Annotated in this window: 14 protein-coding genes and 5 pseudogenes; 2 read left to right on the plus strand and 17 right to left on the minus strand. The window is 72.0% G+C overall.

All coding sequences use genetic code 11. From position 1 onward, the window contains the following. Positions 1–3: 3 nt before the first annotated feature. From ACZ8AI_RS05315 to ACZ8AI_RS05335, 5 genes and pseudogenes are all read right to left on the minus strand, one after another. Positions 4–502 (minus strand): annotated as a pseudogene (locus ACZ8AI_RS05315) (peptide deformylase). A gap of 1 nt (position 503) precedes the next feature. Beyond that, on the minus strand, positions 504–680 hold the full coding sequence (locus tag ACZ8AI_RS05320; protein ID WP_464857066.1) for a biotin/lipoyl-containing protein: 177 nt from the start codon (positions 678–680) through the stop codon (positions 504–506). Then, the gene (locus tag ACZ8AI_RS05325; protein ID WP_464857068.1) at positions 655–1,578 is read right to left on the minus strand and encodes a hypothetical protein; all 924 of its coding nucleotides are present in this window, start codon (positions 1,576–1,578) and stop codon (positions 655–657) included. Before ACZ8AI_RS05325 ends, ACZ8AI_RS05320 begins: the two co-directional genes overlap by 26 nt. Beyond that, positions 1,521–3,218 carry an ATP-binding protein gene (locus ACZ8AI_RS05330; protein WP_464857070.1) on the minus strand — a complete coding sequence of 566 codons (1,698 nt, stop codon included), beginning with the start codon at positions 3,216–3,218 and terminating at the stop codon, positions 1,521–1,523. Before ACZ8AI_RS05330 ends, ACZ8AI_RS05325 begins: the two co-directional genes overlap by 58 nt. 69 nt (positions 3,219–3,287) lie before the next feature. Further along, a complete protein-coding gene (locus ACZ8AI_RS05335) occupies positions 3,288–3,896 on the minus strand; it encodes a biotin carboxylase N-terminal domain-containing protein (RefSeq protein WP_464857072.1) in 609 nt (202 codons plus the stop codon). 90 nt (positions 3,897–3,986) lie between these two features. Between ACZ8AI_RS05335 and ACZ8AI_RS05340 the strand changes: the two are divergent. Further along, a pseudogene (locus ACZ8AI_RS05340) lies at positions 3,987–4,812 on the plus strand (ParA family protein). Positions 4,813–5,226: 414 nt separating this feature from the next. Here ACZ8AI_RS05340 and ACZ8AI_RS05345 read toward each other — a convergent pair. The 11 genes and pseudogenes from ACZ8AI_RS05345 to ACZ8AI_RS05395 form a co-directional block, all read right to left on the minus strand. Next, positions 5,227–5,754 (minus strand): annotated as a pseudogene (locus ACZ8AI_RS05345) (MerR family transcriptional regulator). Positions 5,755–5,978: 224 nt separating this feature from the next. Beyond that, a pseudogene (ftsR, locus tag ACZ8AI_RS05350) lies at positions 5,979–6,636 on the minus strand (transcriptional regulator FtsR). Between the two features lie 46 nt (positions 6,637–6,682). After that, a pseudogene (locus ACZ8AI_RS05355) lies at positions 6,683–7,163 on the minus strand (FHA domain-containing protein). Between the two features lie 181 nt (positions 7,164–7,344). Next, the gene (locus ACZ8AI_RS05360; RefSeq protein ID WP_464857074.1) at positions 7,345–7,644 is read right to left on the minus strand and encodes a hypothetical protein; all 300 of its coding nucleotides are present in this window, start codon (positions 7,642–7,644) and stop codon (positions 7,345–7,347) included. Then, entirely contained in the window at positions 7,619–8,359 is a 741-nt protein-coding gene (locus ACZ8AI_RS05365) for a glycoside hydrolase family 18 protein (protein WP_464857076.1), read from the minus strand. Before ACZ8AI_RS05365 ends, ACZ8AI_RS05360 begins: the two co-directional genes overlap by 26 nt. Before the next feature lie 88 nt (positions 8,360–8,447). Next, entirely contained in the window at positions 8,448–8,720 is a 273-nt protein-coding gene (locus ACZ8AI_RS05370; protein WP_464857078.1) for a hypothetical protein, read from the minus strand. 213 nt (positions 8,721–8,933) lie between these two features. Further along, positions 8,934–10,313, minus strand: coding sequence for a glycosyltransferase family 2 protein (locus tag ACZ8AI_RS05375; protein WP_464857080.1), 1,380 nt, complete (start codon positions 10,311–10,313; stop codon positions 8,934–8,936). 23 nt (positions 10,314–10,336) lie between these two features. Next, positions 10,337–11,062: a hypothetical protein gene (locus ACZ8AI_RS05380; RefSeq protein WP_464857082.1), complete on the minus strand. Its 726-nt coding sequence runs from the start codon at positions 11,060–11,062 to the stop codon at positions 10,337–10,339. Next, a complete protein-coding gene (locus tag ACZ8AI_RS05385) occupies positions 11,059–11,439 on the minus strand; it encodes a hypothetical protein (RefSeq protein ID WP_464857084.1) in 381 nt (126 codons plus the stop codon). The genes ACZ8AI_RS05380 and ACZ8AI_RS05385 overlap by 4 nt, the downstream gene beginning before the upstream one ends. A gap of 622 nt (positions 11,440–12,061) precedes the next feature. Then, positions 12,062–13,066 carry a FecCD family ABC transporter permease gene (locus tag ACZ8AI_RS05390; protein ID WP_464857086.1) on the minus strand — a complete coding sequence of 335 codons (1,005 nt, stop codon included), beginning with the start codon at positions 13,064–13,066 and terminating at the stop codon, positions 12,062–12,064. Next, positions 13,063–14,058 carry a FecCD family ABC transporter permease gene (locus tag ACZ8AI_RS05395; protein WP_464857088.1) on the minus strand — a complete coding sequence of 332 codons (996 nt, stop codon included), beginning with the start codon at positions 14,056–14,058 and terminating at the stop codon, positions 13,063–13,065. The genes ACZ8AI_RS05390 and ACZ8AI_RS05395 overlap by 4 nt, the downstream gene beginning before the upstream one ends. A 140-nt stretch (positions 14,059–14,198) precedes the next feature. Between ACZ8AI_RS05395 and ACZ8AI_RS05400 the strand changes: the two genes are divergently transcribed. Then, positions 14,199–15,689: a S1C family serine protease gene (locus ACZ8AI_RS05400; protein ID WP_464857090.1), complete on the plus strand. Its 1,491-nt coding sequence runs from the start codon at positions 14,199–14,201 to the stop codon at positions 15,687–15,689. On the opposite strand, the gene ACZ8AI_RS05405 is transcribed toward ACZ8AI_RS05400, so the two are convergent. Further along, positions 15,623–16,933 carry a hypothetical protein gene (locus ACZ8AI_RS05405; protein WP_464857092.1) on the minus strand — a complete coding sequence of 437 codons (1,311 nt, stop codon included), beginning with the start codon at positions 16,931–16,933 and terminating at the stop codon, positions 15,623–15,625. The two genes, ACZ8AI_RS05400 and ACZ8AI_RS05405, sit on opposite strands and share 67 nt — an antisense overlap. Between the last annotated feature and the right edge of the window lie 105 nt (positions 16,934–17,038).

Consider the following 17,038-nt stretch of genomic DNA (forward strand, 5'->3'; position numbering starts at 1 on the left):
CGTCTAGTGGAACCAGTCCTGTTCGCGGATGTCGCGGAGCGCCTGGCGACGCACCTCCGGGTCGAGCGTCATGACGTACACCGTGCCGTCGAGGTGGTCGACCTCGTGCTGCAAGGCCTCCGCCATCAGGCCGGTGCCCTCGAGCACGACCTCGGCGCCGTCGACGTCCACGCCGCGCACCTTCGCGAAGGGATGGCGGCGGGTCGGGTACGCCAGGCCGGGGACCGAGAGACAGCCCTCGTCCATGAGTTCCGGCTCCCCGAGACCTCGACGATCTCGGGGTTGATGACGTAGCCGACCGCACCGTCGACGTTGTAGGAGAACGCGCGGAGTCCGACCCCGATCTGGGTGCGGCCGCCGGCGCGGCCGGGCTCCTTGACGGTGTCGAGCAGGTCCTGCACGAGGTCGCGGATCCGGGGGTCCCGAGGGCTTCGGGTCGGACCGGGTCGGCGGGCGAACGGAGGACGGGGTCGCCGAACAGGCGGATGGGACGGACGGTCACGTTACTGCAGCACCACCAGGAGGTCTCCGGCGTCCACTTGCTGGGTCACCGGGATCGCGAGACGGCCGACGGTGCCCGCGACGGGTGCCGTGATGGCCGCTTCCATCTTCATCGCCTCGATGCTCGCCACGGCCTGCCCGGCCTCGACGACGTCACCGACGGCGACCTTGAGCGTCACGACACCGGAGAACGGCGCCGGGACGTGCTTCGGGTCGGACTTGTCCGCGCGCTCGGCGGCCTTCGTCTCGATCCTCGACCGACCGGTCACGGACGGAGACCGGACGGAGCTGCCCGTTCATCGTCGCCATGACGGTGCGGATGCCCTTGTCGTCAACCTCGCCGATCGCCTCGAGCCCGACGAACAGGTTCACGCCCTTGCCGAGCGGCACGGTGTGCTCCTGCCCGGGACGCAGACCGTACAGGTAGTCGACGGTCGGGACGACCGACAGGTCGCCGTACTGCTCGCGGACGGGCCTCGAACTGCTGCGTCGGCTGCGGGAAGAGCAGACGGTTGAGGGCGTGCTGCCGTTCCGGGCCCGTCTTCGTGAGGTTTGCCCGCTCGTCGTCGGGGACGGGCGTGATGGTCGGGGTGGTGTTCCGCCCTCGAGCACCTTCGACCGGAAGGGCTCGGGCCAGCCGCCGGGCAGGCCGCCGAGCTCGCCGGCCATGAAACCGACGACGGAGTCCGGGATGTCGTACTTCTGCGGGTTCTGCTCGAAGTCGACCGGGTCGGCGTCGACGGCGGCGAGCTGCAGCGCGAGATCGCCGACGACCTTCGAGGACGGCGTGACCTTGGTCGGACGGCCGAGGATCCGGTTCGCTGCGGCGTACCAGTCCTCGACCTGCTCGAAGCGGTCGCCGAGGCCGAGCGAGATCGCCTGCTGGCGGAGGTTCGACAGCTGTCCGCCAGGGATCTCGTGCTGGTACACCCGACCGGTCGGACCGGGCAGGCCGGACTCGAACGGGGCGTAGGCGCGGCGGACGGCCTCCCAGTAGGGCTCGAGGTCGCCGACGGCGGTCAGCGAGAGACCGGTGTCGCGCTCGGTGTGCGCCAGGGCGGCGACGAGGGCGGACATGCTCGGCTGGCTCGTCGTGCCGGCCATCGGGGCGGCCGCGACGTCCACCGCGTCGGCACCGGCACGCGCGGCGGCCAGCAGGGTCGTGAGCTGCCCGCCGGCGGTGTCGTGGGTGCACGTGGACCGGCTGGTCGAACTCGCTCGCGGAGCGCGGTGACGAGCCGCTCGGCCGCGCCGGCACGGAGGAGCCCGGCCATGGCGTCCTTGATGCCGATGACGTGGGCGCCGGCCTCGACCATCTGCTCGGCCAGGCGGAGGTAGTAGTCGAGCGTGTAGAGGTCCTCCGCCGGGTCGAGCAGGTCGGCGGTGTAGCAGATCGCGCCCTCGGCGATGGCGGTGCCGGTCGCGAGCACGGCCTCGAGCGCGGGTCGGAGCTGGCTGACGTCGTTCAGGGCGTCGAACACGCGGAACACGTCGACCCCGCTCCGCGCCGCCTCGTCGACGAAGGCGTCGGTGACCTCGGTCGGGTACGGCGTGTAGCCGACGGTGTTCCGACCGCGCAGCAGCATCTGGATCGGGATGTTCGGCATCGCCTCGCGCAGGGACGCCAGGCGCTCGACGGGTCCTCGCCGAGGAAGCGGAGGGCGACGTCGTACGTTGCACCACCCCAGGCCTCCGCGCTGAGCAGCTGCGGCGTGAGCCGGGCGACGTACGGCGCGACGGCGACGAGGTCCTTCGTCCGGACCCGGGTCGCCAGGAGCGACTGGTGGGCGTCGCGCATCGTCGTCTCGGTGATGGCGAGGGGGGTCTGGGCGCGGAGGGCTCGTGCCCACGCAGCCGGGCCGACCTCGCGCAGCAGGTCGCGCTGCCCGGACGGCACCGGAGTGGTCAGGTCGATCGCCGGCAGCTTGTCGCTCGGCTCCACCGTCTGCGGGCGTCGCTCGCCGTTCGGCTTGTTCACCGTGACGTCGGCGAGCCAGTTGAGCACCTTCGTGCCGCGGTCCTTCGAGACGTGGCCGCTGAACAGCTGCGGACGCTCCTCGATGAACTTCGTCGACACGTCGCCGCGGGCGAAGTCCGGGTCCTCGAGGACGGCCTTGCAGGAACGGGATGTTCGTCGACACGCCACGGATGCGGAACTCGGCGAGGGCGCGCTTCGCCCGGGCGACCGCCGCCGGGAAGTCCCGCCCGCGGCAGGGTATCTTCGCGAGCATCGAGTCGAAGTGCGGGCTGATCCGGGCGCCGGTGGCGACCGTGCCGCCGTCGAGCCGGACGCCCGCGCCGCCCGGGCTGCGGTAGGTGGTGATGCGCCCGGTGTCCGGACGGAAGCCCTGCGTCGGGTCCTCGGTCGTGATGCGGGTCTGCAGCGCGGCGCCGTGCACCCGGACGGCGTCCTGCGTCAGGCCGAGCTCGGCGAGGGTCTGCCCCGCGGCGATGCGCATCTGCGACTGCACCAGGTCGACGTCCGTGACCTCTTCGGTGACGGTGTGCTCGACCTGGATGCGCGGGTTCATCTCGATGAAGACGTGCTGGCCCGCACGCTCGCCCTCGGTGTCGAGGAGGAACTCGACCGTGCCGGCGTTCACGTAGCCGATCGAGCGGGCGAAGGCGACGGCGTCGCGGTGCAGCGCCTGCGCGATCGCGGGGTCGAGGTTCGGCGCCGGCGCGATCTCGACGACCTTCTGGTTGCGCCGCTGCACCGAGCAGTCCCGCCGAACAGGTGGATCGTGCCCGCGTCGGTGCCGGTGGCGTCGGCGAGGATCTGCACCTCATGTGTCGCGGACGGATGACGGCCTGCTCGAGGAATTCATCGTCGGGTCGCCGAACGCGCTGTCGGCTTCGCGCATCGCCTCTTCGAGGGCCGCGCGCAGCTCGGGCTTCGTCTCGGACACGGCGCATGCCACGCCCGCCACCACCGGCGACGGCCTTCGCCGAACACCGGGAACCACGGATGGCGTCGGCGCCGGCGATGAGCTCGTCGATGTCGCGGCCTCGCCGGGGTGCTCGCTGAGGACCGGTACGCCGGCCGCGATCGCGTGCTCCTTCGCGGTGACCTTGTTGCCCGCCATCTCGAGCACGTGCTCGCCGGGGCCGATGAACGTGATGTCCGCTGCGGCGTGGGCCGCGGCGGCGAGCTCCGGGTTCTCGGACAGGAATCCGTATTGCGGGTAGATCGCGTCGGCACCGGACTCCTGCGCCACGCGCACGATCTCGGACACGTCGAGGTACGCCCGAACGGGGTGACCCCCTCGATCAGGTACGCCTCGTCCGCCTTCAGACGGTGCAGCGAGTTCCGGTCCTCGTAGGGGTAGACGGCCACGGTGCGGGCACCGAGCTCGTACGCCGGCGCGGAATGCGCGGATCGCGATCTCGGCCACGATTGGCGAACAGGATCTTGCTGAACACGAGGGTCCCTTTCAGCCCGGGGTTGAGGTGAGACAACCCTAGTGGCGGTAACGTTGCTGACCGTGCATGTACTCAGCGTGAGCTCCCTCAAGGGTGGTGTCGGCGAGGTCGACGGTGACGCTCGGCCTGACTTCTGGCCGCGTTCGCCAAGGGACTGCGCACGCTGGGCTGGTGGATCTCGACCCGCAGTCGGACGTCTCGACCCGGGCTCGACATCAACATCTCCGGACACCCTCAACGTCGCCGACGTCCTCGAGAACCCGAAGGAGAAGATCGTCCGCCAGGCGCTCGCCCCGTCCGGCTGGACGAAGGGCTCCCAGGGGAAGATCGACGTCGATGGTCGGCTCCCCTCGGCGATCAACTTCGACGGGCCGCACCCGTCCATCCGCGACATCTGGAAGCTCAAAGAGGCCCTGGCCAACGTCGAGCAGGACTACGAGCTCGTCCTCATCGACTGCGCTCCGTCGCTCAACGCCCTCACCCGCACCGCGTGGGCCGCCATCGGACCGCGTGACCGCTCGTCACCGGAGCCGGGGGCTGTTCTCCGTGGCCGCCGCCGATCGTGCACTCCGCGCGATCGAGGAGAAGTCCGACGTGGTCTCTCCCCTTGCCGCAGCCCCTCGGCATCATCTGTGGAACCGCGCCCGCGGCGAGTCCCTCGGCACTAGTTCCGCATCAAGGAGCTCCGGGACATGTTCGGCCCGCTCGTGCTCTCCCCGCAGCTGCCCGAGCGCACGTCGCTGCAGCAGGCGCAGGGTTGCGGCGAAGCCCCTGCACGTGTGGCCCGGCGAGTCCGCGCAGGAGATGGCGCGGAACCTCGACCAGCTGCTCGAGCGGATCATGCGCACGGGCAAGATCGGCCCCTACGCCGAGGGCGGCGTGGCCTAGGCGCTCGGCGCGCTCGCGCTCGGCGGGTTCCGTCTGGTCTGGTCTGGTCTGGTCTGGTCTGGTCTGGTCTGGTCGAGATCGCACTTCCGCGCGCTCGCCCCGGCGTCCTGACGCGCCGAACTGCGATCTCACCGGTGCCGGCACGCGTCGACGCCGCGCGGCACGCGCCGGGCGGCGCCGAGCGGCTCCCGGCGGCTCCGGGCGGCGAGATCGGCACTCGAGGCGCGGCCGCGCGCGGTCGGCGCCCGAAAGTGCGATCTCACCGGGCCAGCGCGTGCCGGCGGCGCCAGGCAGCGGCTCCGCACCCGCACGTCCCTTCGAGATCGCACTTCGGCGCGCGGCCGCGTGCGTTCGGCGCCCGAGAGTGCGATTTCAGCGCGAACGGATCAGGCGGCGTGCGGAGCGGGCGGCGCCCTACGAGCGCGGCACGCGGCGCGCGGCCAGCTCGTCGTCGGGGTCGGCCGCCGGGGTGGCGTCGAGCTCGACGAGCGAGCCCTCGACCTCGCGCAGGACCTTGCCCACCGCGATTCCGAAGACACCCTGGCCGCGGGACACCAGGTCGATGACCTCGTCGTCGGAGGTGCACAGGTACACCGAGGCACCGTCGGACATCAGCGTCGTCTGCGCGAGGTCGGACACGCCCGACTCGCGGAGCTGGTTCACCGCGGTGCGGATCTGCTGGAGCGAGATGCCCGTGTCGAGGAGTCGCTTCACGAGCTTGAGCACGAGGATGTCGCGGAAGCCGTAGAGCCGCTGCGACTCCGGAGCCGGCGGCCCCGCGGATCGTGGGCTCGACGAGTTCGGTGCGGGCCCAGTAGTCGAGCTGGCGGTACGAGATGCCGGCGGCCTTGGCGGCGACGGTGCCGCGGTGCAGCCGTTCTGCTCGTCGTGCTCGGGCAGACCGTCGGTGAAGAGCAACTCGAGTAGGTCGTACCGCGCCACGTCTCGGACGGGGTATCGGGGGCTGTTCGCCCACTCATTGGACCGTGCCTTCCCCAGGACGATCGAGCCCTCTCCCGAAGCTTCAACGACGGGCTGAGAGTTGTGCCGAGGTCCACGGTAGCGACTTCGACGCCCCGGACGCGGGACATCCGACTCGGCGCGTCCGGCGTGGACGAGGATACGCCCGAGGACCGACAGCCCACCAGCCCGCAGGACGACGGAAGTCATGCGTCGAGACGCCCGATCGCCGTCCGGATGAGGTTCGAGCGGATCACCTCCGAGGTGGCCCGCGATCTCACGCGCCAGCTCGGTCGCCTTCGCCCGCGAGGTCGCGTCGCCGCGCCGGGAGACCGGCATGAGCGCCGACTCGATGAGGCCGACCTCGCGCTCGGCGATCGCCCGCATCGTGCGGAGGTGCCGCGGCTCGATGCCGGTGCGTTGCAGCTCGACGAGGGCCTTCAGCACCGTCACGCCGTCTTCGCCGTAGGTGTCGGCGGCGGGCAGGAGCGAGGCGGACACCGCGTCGGCGAGGAGCATCGGGGTCGCGCCCGCCGCCCGCACGGTCTCGTCGCGGGTGTAGCGGCGCTCACGCCCGAGGATCGACGGCTTCGGGGCGTCCCCACCACCCGGCAGCACGGGGTCGCGGCCGGCGTCGAGGTCGGCGAGGTAGTCCTTGATGACCTTGAGCGGCAGGTAGTGGTCACGCTGCAGGCCGAGGATCACGCGGAGCCGATCGAGGTCGGCGGCGGAGAACTTCCGGTAGCCGCTGGCGGTGCGGATCGGGGTGACGAGCTCGCGCTCCTCGAGGAAGCGCAGCTTGGAGCTCGACAGGTCCGGGAACTCGGGCTTGAGGCGTGCGAGGACCTGCCCGATGGTGAGCAGGTCCGGAACCGCGGCCCCGCCCGGGCCGCGGCGGACCGTGCGGCCACTACGCGTTCGCCAGGCGCGCCAGGTCGACCCGCGACGCGTAGAAGGTCAGGCGGAACTTGCCGACCTGCACCTCGGACCCGTCGGTGAGCAGTGCTTCGTCGATGCGGGCGCCGTCGAAGTAGGTGCCGTTGAGCGACCCGTTGTCCTTGACGGTGAAGCTGGTGCCGTGACGGAGGAACTGCGCGTGCTTGCGCGACACCGTGACGTCGTCGAGGAAGATGTCGGCGTCGGGGTGCCGACCGGCCGTCGTGACGTCCGAGTCGAGCAGGAAGCGAGCACCGACGTTCGGACCACGACGGACCACGAGCAACGCGGAACTCGAGGGCAGGGCGTTGACCGCCCTCGCGCTCTTCCGCCGAGACACCGGACTCGGCCGTCAGGGCCGCTCCCATGTCCATGCTGAAGGTCAGTGTGGTGTCGACCAGCCGCTGCTCAGGGGTCTTCTGACCGTCCGGCTGCGGGACCACTGGTTCTGGCATCGTGGACCTCCTCCTCTTGGCGCACCAGCGTATCGGAAACGAGTGACTCCGCGGGAGCCCCGAACGGGGTTGGGGACGAGAACGGAGCACGCGCACAGCGAACGTACCGAAAACGCGGCGGAGACGGACGGGAGGCGCGGTGCCAGCTGGCACCGCGCCTCCAGTCCGGATCGGACGCGACTCAGGACGACGGGGTCGCGTCAGCCGTCGGTGCGGCCTTGCCGGACTCCACGTCCTCGAGGATCTGCTTGATCTCGGAGTCCTTGAGCTGCACCCAGGGCGAGCCGTCCGGATCGCTGGTGGAGGCCTCGGGGCTCTCCCCGTGTTCCACCACTTCGACTGGTACGGGATCCCGTCGAACAGGACCCGCTCGCCGGTGTCGTACTGCTTCGTCCCGGACCAGGCGTCGTAGGTGCCGCTCGGCAAGGTGAGCTGCTGCACCGGCTTCTCGCCCTTCAGGACCGGTCCGACGAGTTGCCACGGCGTCTCGTAGGCGCTGAGCACCGGGTCGTCCGGCAGGTCGCCGGAGGTCCACCACTTGGACTCGTAGACGTTCCGGTGCCAGACGACCTTCGTGCCCTCGAGGTACGAGGCGTCCGGACTCCACACCGGGTACGGGCTGGTGGAGGGGTCGTCGGTCGGCTGCACCGTGGCGGAGGGCTCCGCCTTCGTGACGTCCGACGCGGCCGCGACGATCCCGCCGGTGAAGCCCTTGCCGAGGACGTCGGCGAACAGGACGCCGTCCTGGTCGACGCCCGAGCAGGGTTCGAGACGGTCGAGAGGTTCACGTAGTTCGAGCCGCACGTGGTGTCGCGGTTGAGGGACCACATCGACATCCGGCCGAGGCCGTGCTCGCGCGCCCAGGCGTTCAGCTTCTTCGCGTCGGCCAGGGTGAAGACCTCGTCCTGGATGTCGTTCTGCCCGATCATCGGGGTCGCGCCGACCTTGCGCCAGAGCGAGGCGTCGCCGAGCGGGGTACCGGCCCGCTTGTACAGCACGCCGAGCTGGCGCTGGACCTGCTGCAGGGTCTGGACCGAGGCGGAGTACATGCTCTGGCTCGCGCCCTTCCCCTGCCCGTAGTCCATCGTCATCGCGTTCACGCCGGCCAGGTCCACGCCGGCCTTCAGGAACTGCGCCACCGCGGTGGTGCCGTCGCTCGTCAGCCCGGACGGGGCGGCCGGCAGGGTCAGCCACACGGCGAGGGGGTGTCCGCCGCACGGCGCTCGTCCTGCGCTTCTTCACGGCGGCCGCGCGGCGCTCCCCGCGGCGTGGTTCGTCAGGTCGTCACCCTCGACGTCGAAGTCGACGGTGGAGACGTCGTACCGCCGCACGACCGTGTCGTACGCCTGCACCAGATCCGAGGCGTTCGTGCACGTCGTGGCGAGCTTCGTCGTTCGCGAGGCCGCCGAACGAGACGCCGACCTCGCCCTTCTGCTGCTGCAGTCGGGCGATGCGACGGTCGAGGTCGAGCTGGTCCGACGCGCCCTGCAGCGAGTAGTACGAGCCCCAGGTCGGGGTGCAGGCGGCGTCGTGGTCGGCGACCACGAAGGACAGCATGACGTCGCGGCCCTTGGCGGACTTGACGTCCTCGAAGGCGAACGTCGGGGGTGGCGGTCACGTCGGTGTACGCGGCGAACCAGGACTGCTGGGTCTCGGCGGCCTGCGCCGACTGCCAGCGGTCGAAGCCGACGTAGCCGGCGGCGGCGAGGGCCGCGGTCAGGACGACAGCGATGCCGACGCGGATCGGGGACAGGCGTCTGGTGGCGGACATCAGGCGGCGCTCTTCTCGTTGTGCTCGGACGTGGCCGTGGGTGCGGCGGCGGTCGTCGTGGTCGCCGTCGCGGTCGTGGCGGTGGCCGTCGCGATCGTGGCGGTCGTGGCGGTGGCCGTCGCGATCGTGGCGGTCGTGGCGGTGGCCGCGGTGCGCGTCCCCGCTCCGACGACGTCGGCGTGGTGGCGGACGGGCATGGTCTTGCCGCGGTGGCCGAAGTAGAGGACAGCACGCCAGTCCTCGGTGACGGGCTCGGGATCGGGCAGCAGCCCCTTGCGGGCACGCCTCCGATCGGCGTGCGCGAGGCGGGCTGCGTCACGCTTCGCGGCGCGCGTCGCCGGGCTGTAGTACATCCACTTCGTGGCCCAGAGCCACACGTCGACGACCGAGTTCCAGATGCCGATGTAGGCGACGATCGCGTACATCGCGAGCAGGGCGTTGAAGGCCGCGAACACGGCGTTGCCCCAGTTCTGCGCCTGGAAGTCACGGGCGAAGGTGAACACCGAGAAGACGACCATGGCGTACGGCGCGAGGACGTACAGCGCCGGCGAGGCGGTGCGGTCGCGGACCTTCGGCGTGCGGGCGAACGGGATCTTCTTCGCCGTGAGCGCCTGCTGGATGCTCTTCAGGACACCGGCGACGTTCACCGGCATGAGGATGAGGTTGAAGCCGTAGATGCGGAACACGTCGGTGCGCTTGTAGCCGCAGTACTTCAGGTCGCTCGACAGCAGCCAGAAGTACGGCAGTGCGGCGAGGAGCACCATCGGGCTGAGCAGCCGCGAGTCGTACGGGTAGGCCAGCAGGAAGATGAGGCCGAACGACGCCCAGGCGATGGACGCCATGTAGTTGACGCGGAGGGACATCTCGACGATGCCGACCCGCTCGCCGCGGGCCTCGACGCTCGCGGACCTGGCGGATGTACTTCGGCAGGATGAGCAGGCCGCCGCCCGCCCAGCGGCGACGCTGGACGATGAGCGAGCCGAAGTCCGGCGGGGTGGCGCTGTAGGACAGGCGCTCCGGGTAGTTGACCAGGGTCCAGCCGTGCATGCCGAGTCGACGCTCGACTCGGTGTCCTCGATGACGGTCCGGTCCTGCACGTAGCGCTTCACCTCGAAGCCGCCGACGGTCTCGACCTCCTCGATGTCGCGGAGCGCACGGGTGCGGATGACCGCGTTCGCACCGACCCAGAAGGTCGCGTTGTGGCGGGACATGCCCTGGTGCAGGATGTGCTGGATGTCCGTGGTGGCACCGGCCAGGCGCTCGATGCGGGTGGCCGCGCCGCGGAACGACGAGTACGGCGTCTGCGTCACGGCGACGCGGGCGTTCTCCGGCTGCTCGAGGAAGTAGACCAGGCGCAGGCAGTAGTCGCGGAGGAGCACCGAGTCGGCGTCGAGCGTCAGGACTAGTCCGACGCGGGGACGACCAGGTCGGCGTCGGCGGGGTCGGCGACGGTACGGAGGATCGTGCCCGAGGCGGTCTCCTCGAACGCGTACGCGCCGCCGAGCAGTCCGATGTACGCGTTGAGGTTCATCGCCTTGTTCGCCTCGTCGGAGAGGTTCGCGTACCGCTTCCGCTCGAACGTCGTGATCTCGGCGGTGAACGTCCAGGCCAGACGGCGCTGCAGCTCGAGGGCGCGGGCGCTCGTCACCTCGGTGAAGGACTCGCCGGCGTCGACGGCGTCGACGATCGCGGCCTCGAGTGCCTCGGAGGTCAGGCGGAACTCGTCGGCGAGCCCGACCAGGACCTGGTCGTGGAAGAAGTGGTCGACGTGGTCGCGGACCTCGTGCTCACGGGCGTGCCGGCGGAGCCAGGCGTCCGCCCAGCGGTGGTGCTCGACGAGGTTGCGGAGCCCGTCGACGCTCGCCATGGGAGCCGCGGCGGCTTCGACCTCGGCGGAGAGCAGGGCCTCCTGGAACCGCCGCGACGGGGCGGCGAGCTGGTTCTGGATCGTCGTCGCGACGGCACGGGTGCGCTCGAGCTTGTCGAGGGTCTCCGGGTCGGTCGGGAACGGGGCGTCGTCGACGAGCAGCACCACGCGCAGCGAGGGGTACTCCTGCAGGGCGGCGGACCACAGCGTGGTGGCGACGACGTCGGGCTCCTCGGCGTAGCTCGGCACGAGGACGGTCATCGGCGACTCGTGCCCTCGGCGAAGTGCCGGTCGAGCTCGGCGCGCGGGACGCGGACGTGGGTGGCGAACCGCTCCATCGCACCCTGGCGGGCGACCAGGTGCATGAGGGCGGAGAAGGTCAGGAAGGTGACGACCACCAGGTACGAGAGGGCCTCGGTGGTGAAGCGGAAGCTCTCGGCACCGTAATCGAGGAACTGGCGGATGACGGTGTAGACGACGTATGCCAGCCAGAAGGCGATCGTCAGGATGATCGCGACGCGGCCGGAGACGAGCTTCCGGTCGGACGGGCGTTCGTGCAGGGTGTCGAGCGGGTGGGTACGCCGCTCGGAACCCCACTGTCGACGGCGCGCGGGAGCGCCGTCATGCAGATCGGGCATGACAGTCCTTCGTTCCGTCCGGACCAGCGCACCATCGGGTCGGGCGCTGTCGGGGAGTCCGGTCGGTCGATCACGAACGTACGGGGACAGAACGAACGGTGCAGACACCCGGAAGGGGGGTTCTGGGCGTGCCGTGCGGGAAACCGCACGGTGTTGCGTGGTGCACGTCCGGCGCGTGTCGCTGCCGGTCGCGCGGTGCGGTGGTGCGGGTGGTCCGGCCGGTCTGCCGGTCTGCCGGGAGGCGCGGCGCGGCCCCGCCCCGCCGGTCGCGCAACACGCCGCTCACGTCCGCCGAGATCGCGTTCCGGCGCGGCGGGCGCAGCCGGGCCTGGTGCCGAGATCGCGCTTCGGCGCGCAAGGCCGAGCGCAAAGGCCGCCGGAGTGCGATCTCACCGGACTGGGGGGGCGCGCGTCGGGCCCGGCGCCGAGATCGCACTTCGGCGCGCAGGGCCGAGCGCAGAGGCCGCCGGAGTGCGATCTCACCGGACTGGGTGGGGCGCGCGTCGGGCCCGGCGCCGAGATCGCACTTCGGCGCGCAGGGCCGAGCGCGAAGGCCGCCGCAGTGCGATCTCACCGGACGGGGTGGGGCGGACGGGACGGGGCGGCGGGTCGGGGCGCCCGGTCAGCGGCCGCGGGCGAGGAGCCAGAGCAGGTACGGGGCACCGATGACGCCGGTCACGACGCCGACCGGCAGCGCGTTCCCCGGGATCGCGAACTGCGCGATGAGGTCGCTCGCGAGGGTGATCGCCGCGCCGACCGCAGCGGTGGGCCCGAGCGCGACCCGGCCTCCGCCGACGAGCCGCCGGGCGATCGGCGCCGCCATCAGCGCCACGAACGACACCGGCCCCGCGGTCGCCACGGCCGCGGCGGTGAGGCACACCGCCGTGAGGAGCAGCAGCACCTTCGCCCGGTTCGGCCGGAGCCCGAGCGCCGAGGCCACCTCGTCGCCGAGCGTCAGGACCGTCAGGCGCGACGACTGCACGAGCGCGAGGGCCATGAGCACGACGAAGGCGATCGCGAGCACCCCGACGAGGTTCCGGTCGACCGCGTTCAGGCTGCCGGACAACCAGAGGAGCGCGGTGCCGGCCTGCGTGACGGTGCCGCTCGTGAGCATCCAGCCCGTGACGCTGAGGCAGATCGCGGCGACGCCGATGCCGACGAGCACGATCCGGTTGCCGGTGATCCCCCGACGCCAGGCGAGCCCGGCGACGAGGAGCGACACGACGACGGCGCCGACGAGCACGACGGAGAAGAGCGTCCCGCCGCTCGCGCCGAACAGCACGATCGCGGTGATCCCCGCGGCACTCGCGCCGGAGGTGATGCCGATGACGTCGGGGCTGGCGATCGGGTTCCGCACGACGCTCTGCACGATGCCCCCGGCGACGCCGAGGGACGCCCCGACCAGGATCGCGCCGGCCACCCGCGGCCCGCGGAGCTGCCCGATCACGAAGTCCGAGATGGTGTCGCCCTGCCCGACGAGCGCCCCGGCGACCTGCACGGGCGACAGCGGGATCTCGCCGACGCCCAGGCCGACGAGCACGAGCGCGACGAGGACCACGACGACGACGCCGAGCACGACGAGTTCCCGTCGCCGCGCGGTGTGGTGGGCGTGGTGCACGGCGGTCACAGACCCGTCACCGCCCGCGACCGCACGAGCCAGATGAACACCGGCGCGCCGATCAGTGCCGTGACGATCCCGACCTGCAGCTCCCCCGGGTACGCGACGACCCGGCCGATGACGTCGGCGACGAGCAGCAGCGCGGGCGCGACGACCGCGGAGAGCAGGATCGTCCAGCGGTGGTCCGGTCCGCTCAACCGGCGGACGGCGTGCGGCACGGCGAGGCCGATGAACGCGATCGGCCCGGCGGCGGCGACCGCCGAGCCGGCGAGCAGCACGGTGACGACTCCCCCGACGGCGCGGACCAGCACGACCCGCTGGCCGAGCGAGGCGGCGAGCTCGTCGCCGAGCGCCAGGGTGTTGAGCGACCGGCCGAGGCCGAACGCGATGACGAGGCCGACGAGGACCGGCACGGTGATGACCCCCGCGGTCCCGAGGTCCTTCCCCGCCAGGGCCCCGACCTGCCAGAACCGGAGCTGGTCGAGCAGGCTCTGACTGGTGACGAGCACCGCGGTGGTGATCGACGACAGCGCGGCGGCGACGACGGCACCGGAGAGGGCGAGCCCCACCGGTGAGAGCCCGCGGCGTGCGACGGCGGCGATGCCGTAGACGAGCAGGGCGGCCAGCGCGGCGCCGAGGAAGGCGAAGGGCAGGTAGGCGGCGGTCCCGCTCACGCCGAACAGCGCGATGCCGGCGACGACGGCGAGGGCTGCTCCGGAGTTGATGCCGAGGATGCTGGGGTCGGCGAGGGGGTTCCGCGTGACGCCCTGCATCACGGCGCCGGCGACGCCGAGGGCCGACCCCGCGAGCAGGCCGACGATCGTGCGCGGGATCCGGTTGCCGAGGACGATGAGCCCGATCTCGTCGTTCCGTCCCGGGTGCAGGACCGTGTCGAGCACGGTGCCGAGCGGGATCGGCCGCGACCCGAACGCCACCGAGAGCGCGACGGCCACGGCGAGGACGACCACCGCCAGCACGGTCGCCCCGACGAGGCGGGACACGGAGCTGGGCGCGGGAGGCGTGGGCGACGGGGAACGCATGGGAGGTAAGGCAACCCTAACGGTTCACCTCGTTCGGCGACCCCCGAGCAAGCCCGGAGCGGGCGCAGGGTTCGTTCATAGGTCCGTCATGGGGAACGGGCTTGTACTCGTACTCATCGACGCCCGACCGGGTCGTCGAGGACGACCGGAGAGCACCGATGAACGAGACCCCGAACCCCGCCGCCGGAGCCGGATCCCCCGCCGAGCACGGCACCGGCCACGTCGACCCGTCAACGCTGCGCTCCGCGTACGCGTTCGACGGCAGCGGCCCCTACCTCTACGCGCCGGACGGCTCCGGCCCCTACGCCTACGCCCCCGACGGCCGTGGTCCGTTCCGCATCGGCAGCCCGGAGTTCGCCGGCACCGCCAGCCTGCACACCCCGCAGTACGGCTGGGCGGCCAGCGCGGCGACCGCGGACCACGGCCGGAAGCGTCCGCGTCGTCTCGGGCTGGTGATCGGTTCCGGCATCGCGGCCCTCGCGATCGTCGGTGCCGCCGGCGGGACCGCGCTCGGCCTCTCCTCGCAGCACACCACCACGACGTCGAGCCAGTCGCAGGGCACCACCACCCTGCCGGACACCGGCTCGGGCACGAACGGCTTCACGGTCCCGGGCGACGGCAGCGGGAGCGGCAGCAGCGGCACGGACAGCGGCAGCGGCACGAGCACCGAGTCGCCGGCGACCGCCGCGACCGCCGCCCAGAAGAAGGGCGTCGTCACGATCAACACCGTCCTGAACTACGACGCCTCGTCGCAGGCCGCGGGCACCGGCATGGTCCTGACCTCGGACGGCACGATCCTGACGAACAACCACGTGATCCAGGGCGCGACGAGCATCACCGTCACCGACGAGACCACCGGCAAGGAGTACAAGGCGGACGTCGTCGGGCCGGACGCGACGAACGACGTCGCCGTGCTGAAGCTCGAGGGCGCGTCCGGGCTGTCCACCGTGACGCTCGACGACGACGGGGAGCCGAGCACCGGCGACACCGTGACCGACGTCGGCAACGCGGAGGGCACCGGCAACCTCGTCGCCGCCGAGGGCTCGGTCACCGCCACCGACCAGGACATCCAGGTGCAGAGCGAGACCGGCACCGGCACGGAGTCGCTGACCGGGCTCATCGAGATCGCGGCGGACATCGTCTCCGGCGACTCGGGTGGTCCGGTCCTCGACAGCGAGGGCGAGGTCGTCGGCATGGCGACCGCGGCGTCCTCGGGGACGGCGGACGTCACCGGCTACGCGATCCCGATCACGACGGCGAAGAGCATCGCGGAGAAGATCCTCGCGGGCGAGTCCTCGTCGACGATCACCATCGGGCTGCCGGCGTTCCTCGGGGTCCAGGTGAGCGGCACGGCGTCGACGGGCGGCGTCGCCGTGGCCGGCACGGTCGAGGGGTCGGGCGCCGCGAGTGCCGGCCTCGTCGCGGGCGACACCATCACGAGCATCGACGGCACCGCGGTGGCGAGCTCGGACGCCCTGACCTCGGCGATCCAGTCGCACTCGGTGGGTGACGAGGTGACGGTCGGTTACACCGACAGCACCGGCGCCGCGAAGACCGTGACGGTGACCCTCACCGCCGGCCCCGCCGCGTAAGGGTCTTCAACCCAGCAGCGCACACACCAGGGACCGGTAGACGTTGGCCCATCGGGCACAGTGTCGAGAAAGCACCTAACCCAGCAGCGCACGCACCAGGGACTCGGTACACGCTGGCCGGGGAGTCCGTCGAGAAGGCGGTCTCCCCGGCCTCCGCGCGGTCCGACGCGCGCGAACCCCCTGCCCCTCGGCACGCACGACCACGATCGGGTTCGGCTTGCCGGGCCCGCCGGAGCGACGACACCGTCCACGGCGCCGCCCAGAAGCGCGCGAGCCGCGGATCGGTCTCCGCGATCGCCGCGGGCAGGTCCGGAGCGCTCTCCGCTCCGCCGGTCCTCCGGCCGAGCAGGTCCGCTCGGAGCGACCCCGTGCGGAACGGGAAGGTCCATGCCGGACCGATGCCGAGCCTCCCGGCCAGCACCGCGACCACGCGCTCGGCCGACAGCCCGGTGATCACCGCGTCCGCCTCGTCCGTCCCGTCGACGACGGTCTCCGACCAGGCCTGGAGGCGCGTGGTGCGCCCGTCGGGCAGCCGCTGTTCCAGGGTGACCGGCTGGGCGTCGCCCGCCCAGGGGTCGAGCAGGGTCTGGGTGGACTCGGGCAGGGTGCCGAGGCGGCCGACCAGGCCGACGTCGATGAGCTCGCGGCCGGCGGCCGTCCGGAGCAGGGTCGGGTTCCAGCGGCGTCCGGCGAGGGCTGCGGAGGGTGCCGAGCGCCTGGGGGCTGACGCGCACGCCGTCGACCTCCGGTGCGGGTGCCGGGTCCGGCAGCGCCTCGAGGTCCCGCTGCGCCCGGGACGGCGCCGGTTCGGTGGCGCGGACGGTGTCGAGCAGCGCGAACACGAGGTCGTCGGTGGCGAGCATGCGCGCCAGGGGCCGCTCGATGGTGAGGTCCACGCGGTGCCGGCCGGTGACGAAGAGCAGGTGCGCTCCCGCGACGTCGTCGTCCTCGTCGGGGCGGACGTACTCGACCAGGCGCGCCGGGGCCCCGGTGGTGGTCCACGGGTCGCTGCCGATGAGCCGGAGTCCGTCGACCGACCCGGGCAGCCGCTCGAGCAGGCTGGTGTGCTCCTCGGCGATCGTCCGGTCGCTGGGACGGGAGCGGACGGTGAGCACGACGTCGTCGCCGGTGACGCGCAGGTCCGCCTGGGCCGAGTCCTCGCGACGCCACGCGTCGGGGCGGCGGAAGGTCAGGCGGGCGGTGCGGTCCTCGGTGCCGAGCGGAGCGGGGGACGGCCATGGCATCGAGGCTACGTCGGGGGCGGCCCGCGATCGAGCGCGGCTCGCCGGGGCCGCGTGGGTTGGCGGGCGCTCGGGATCAGGGGGCGCGGCGGGAGCGCGGCGCGGGTG

The sequence above is a fragment of the Curtobacterium sp. AC273 genome (genome assembly GCF_979253735.1).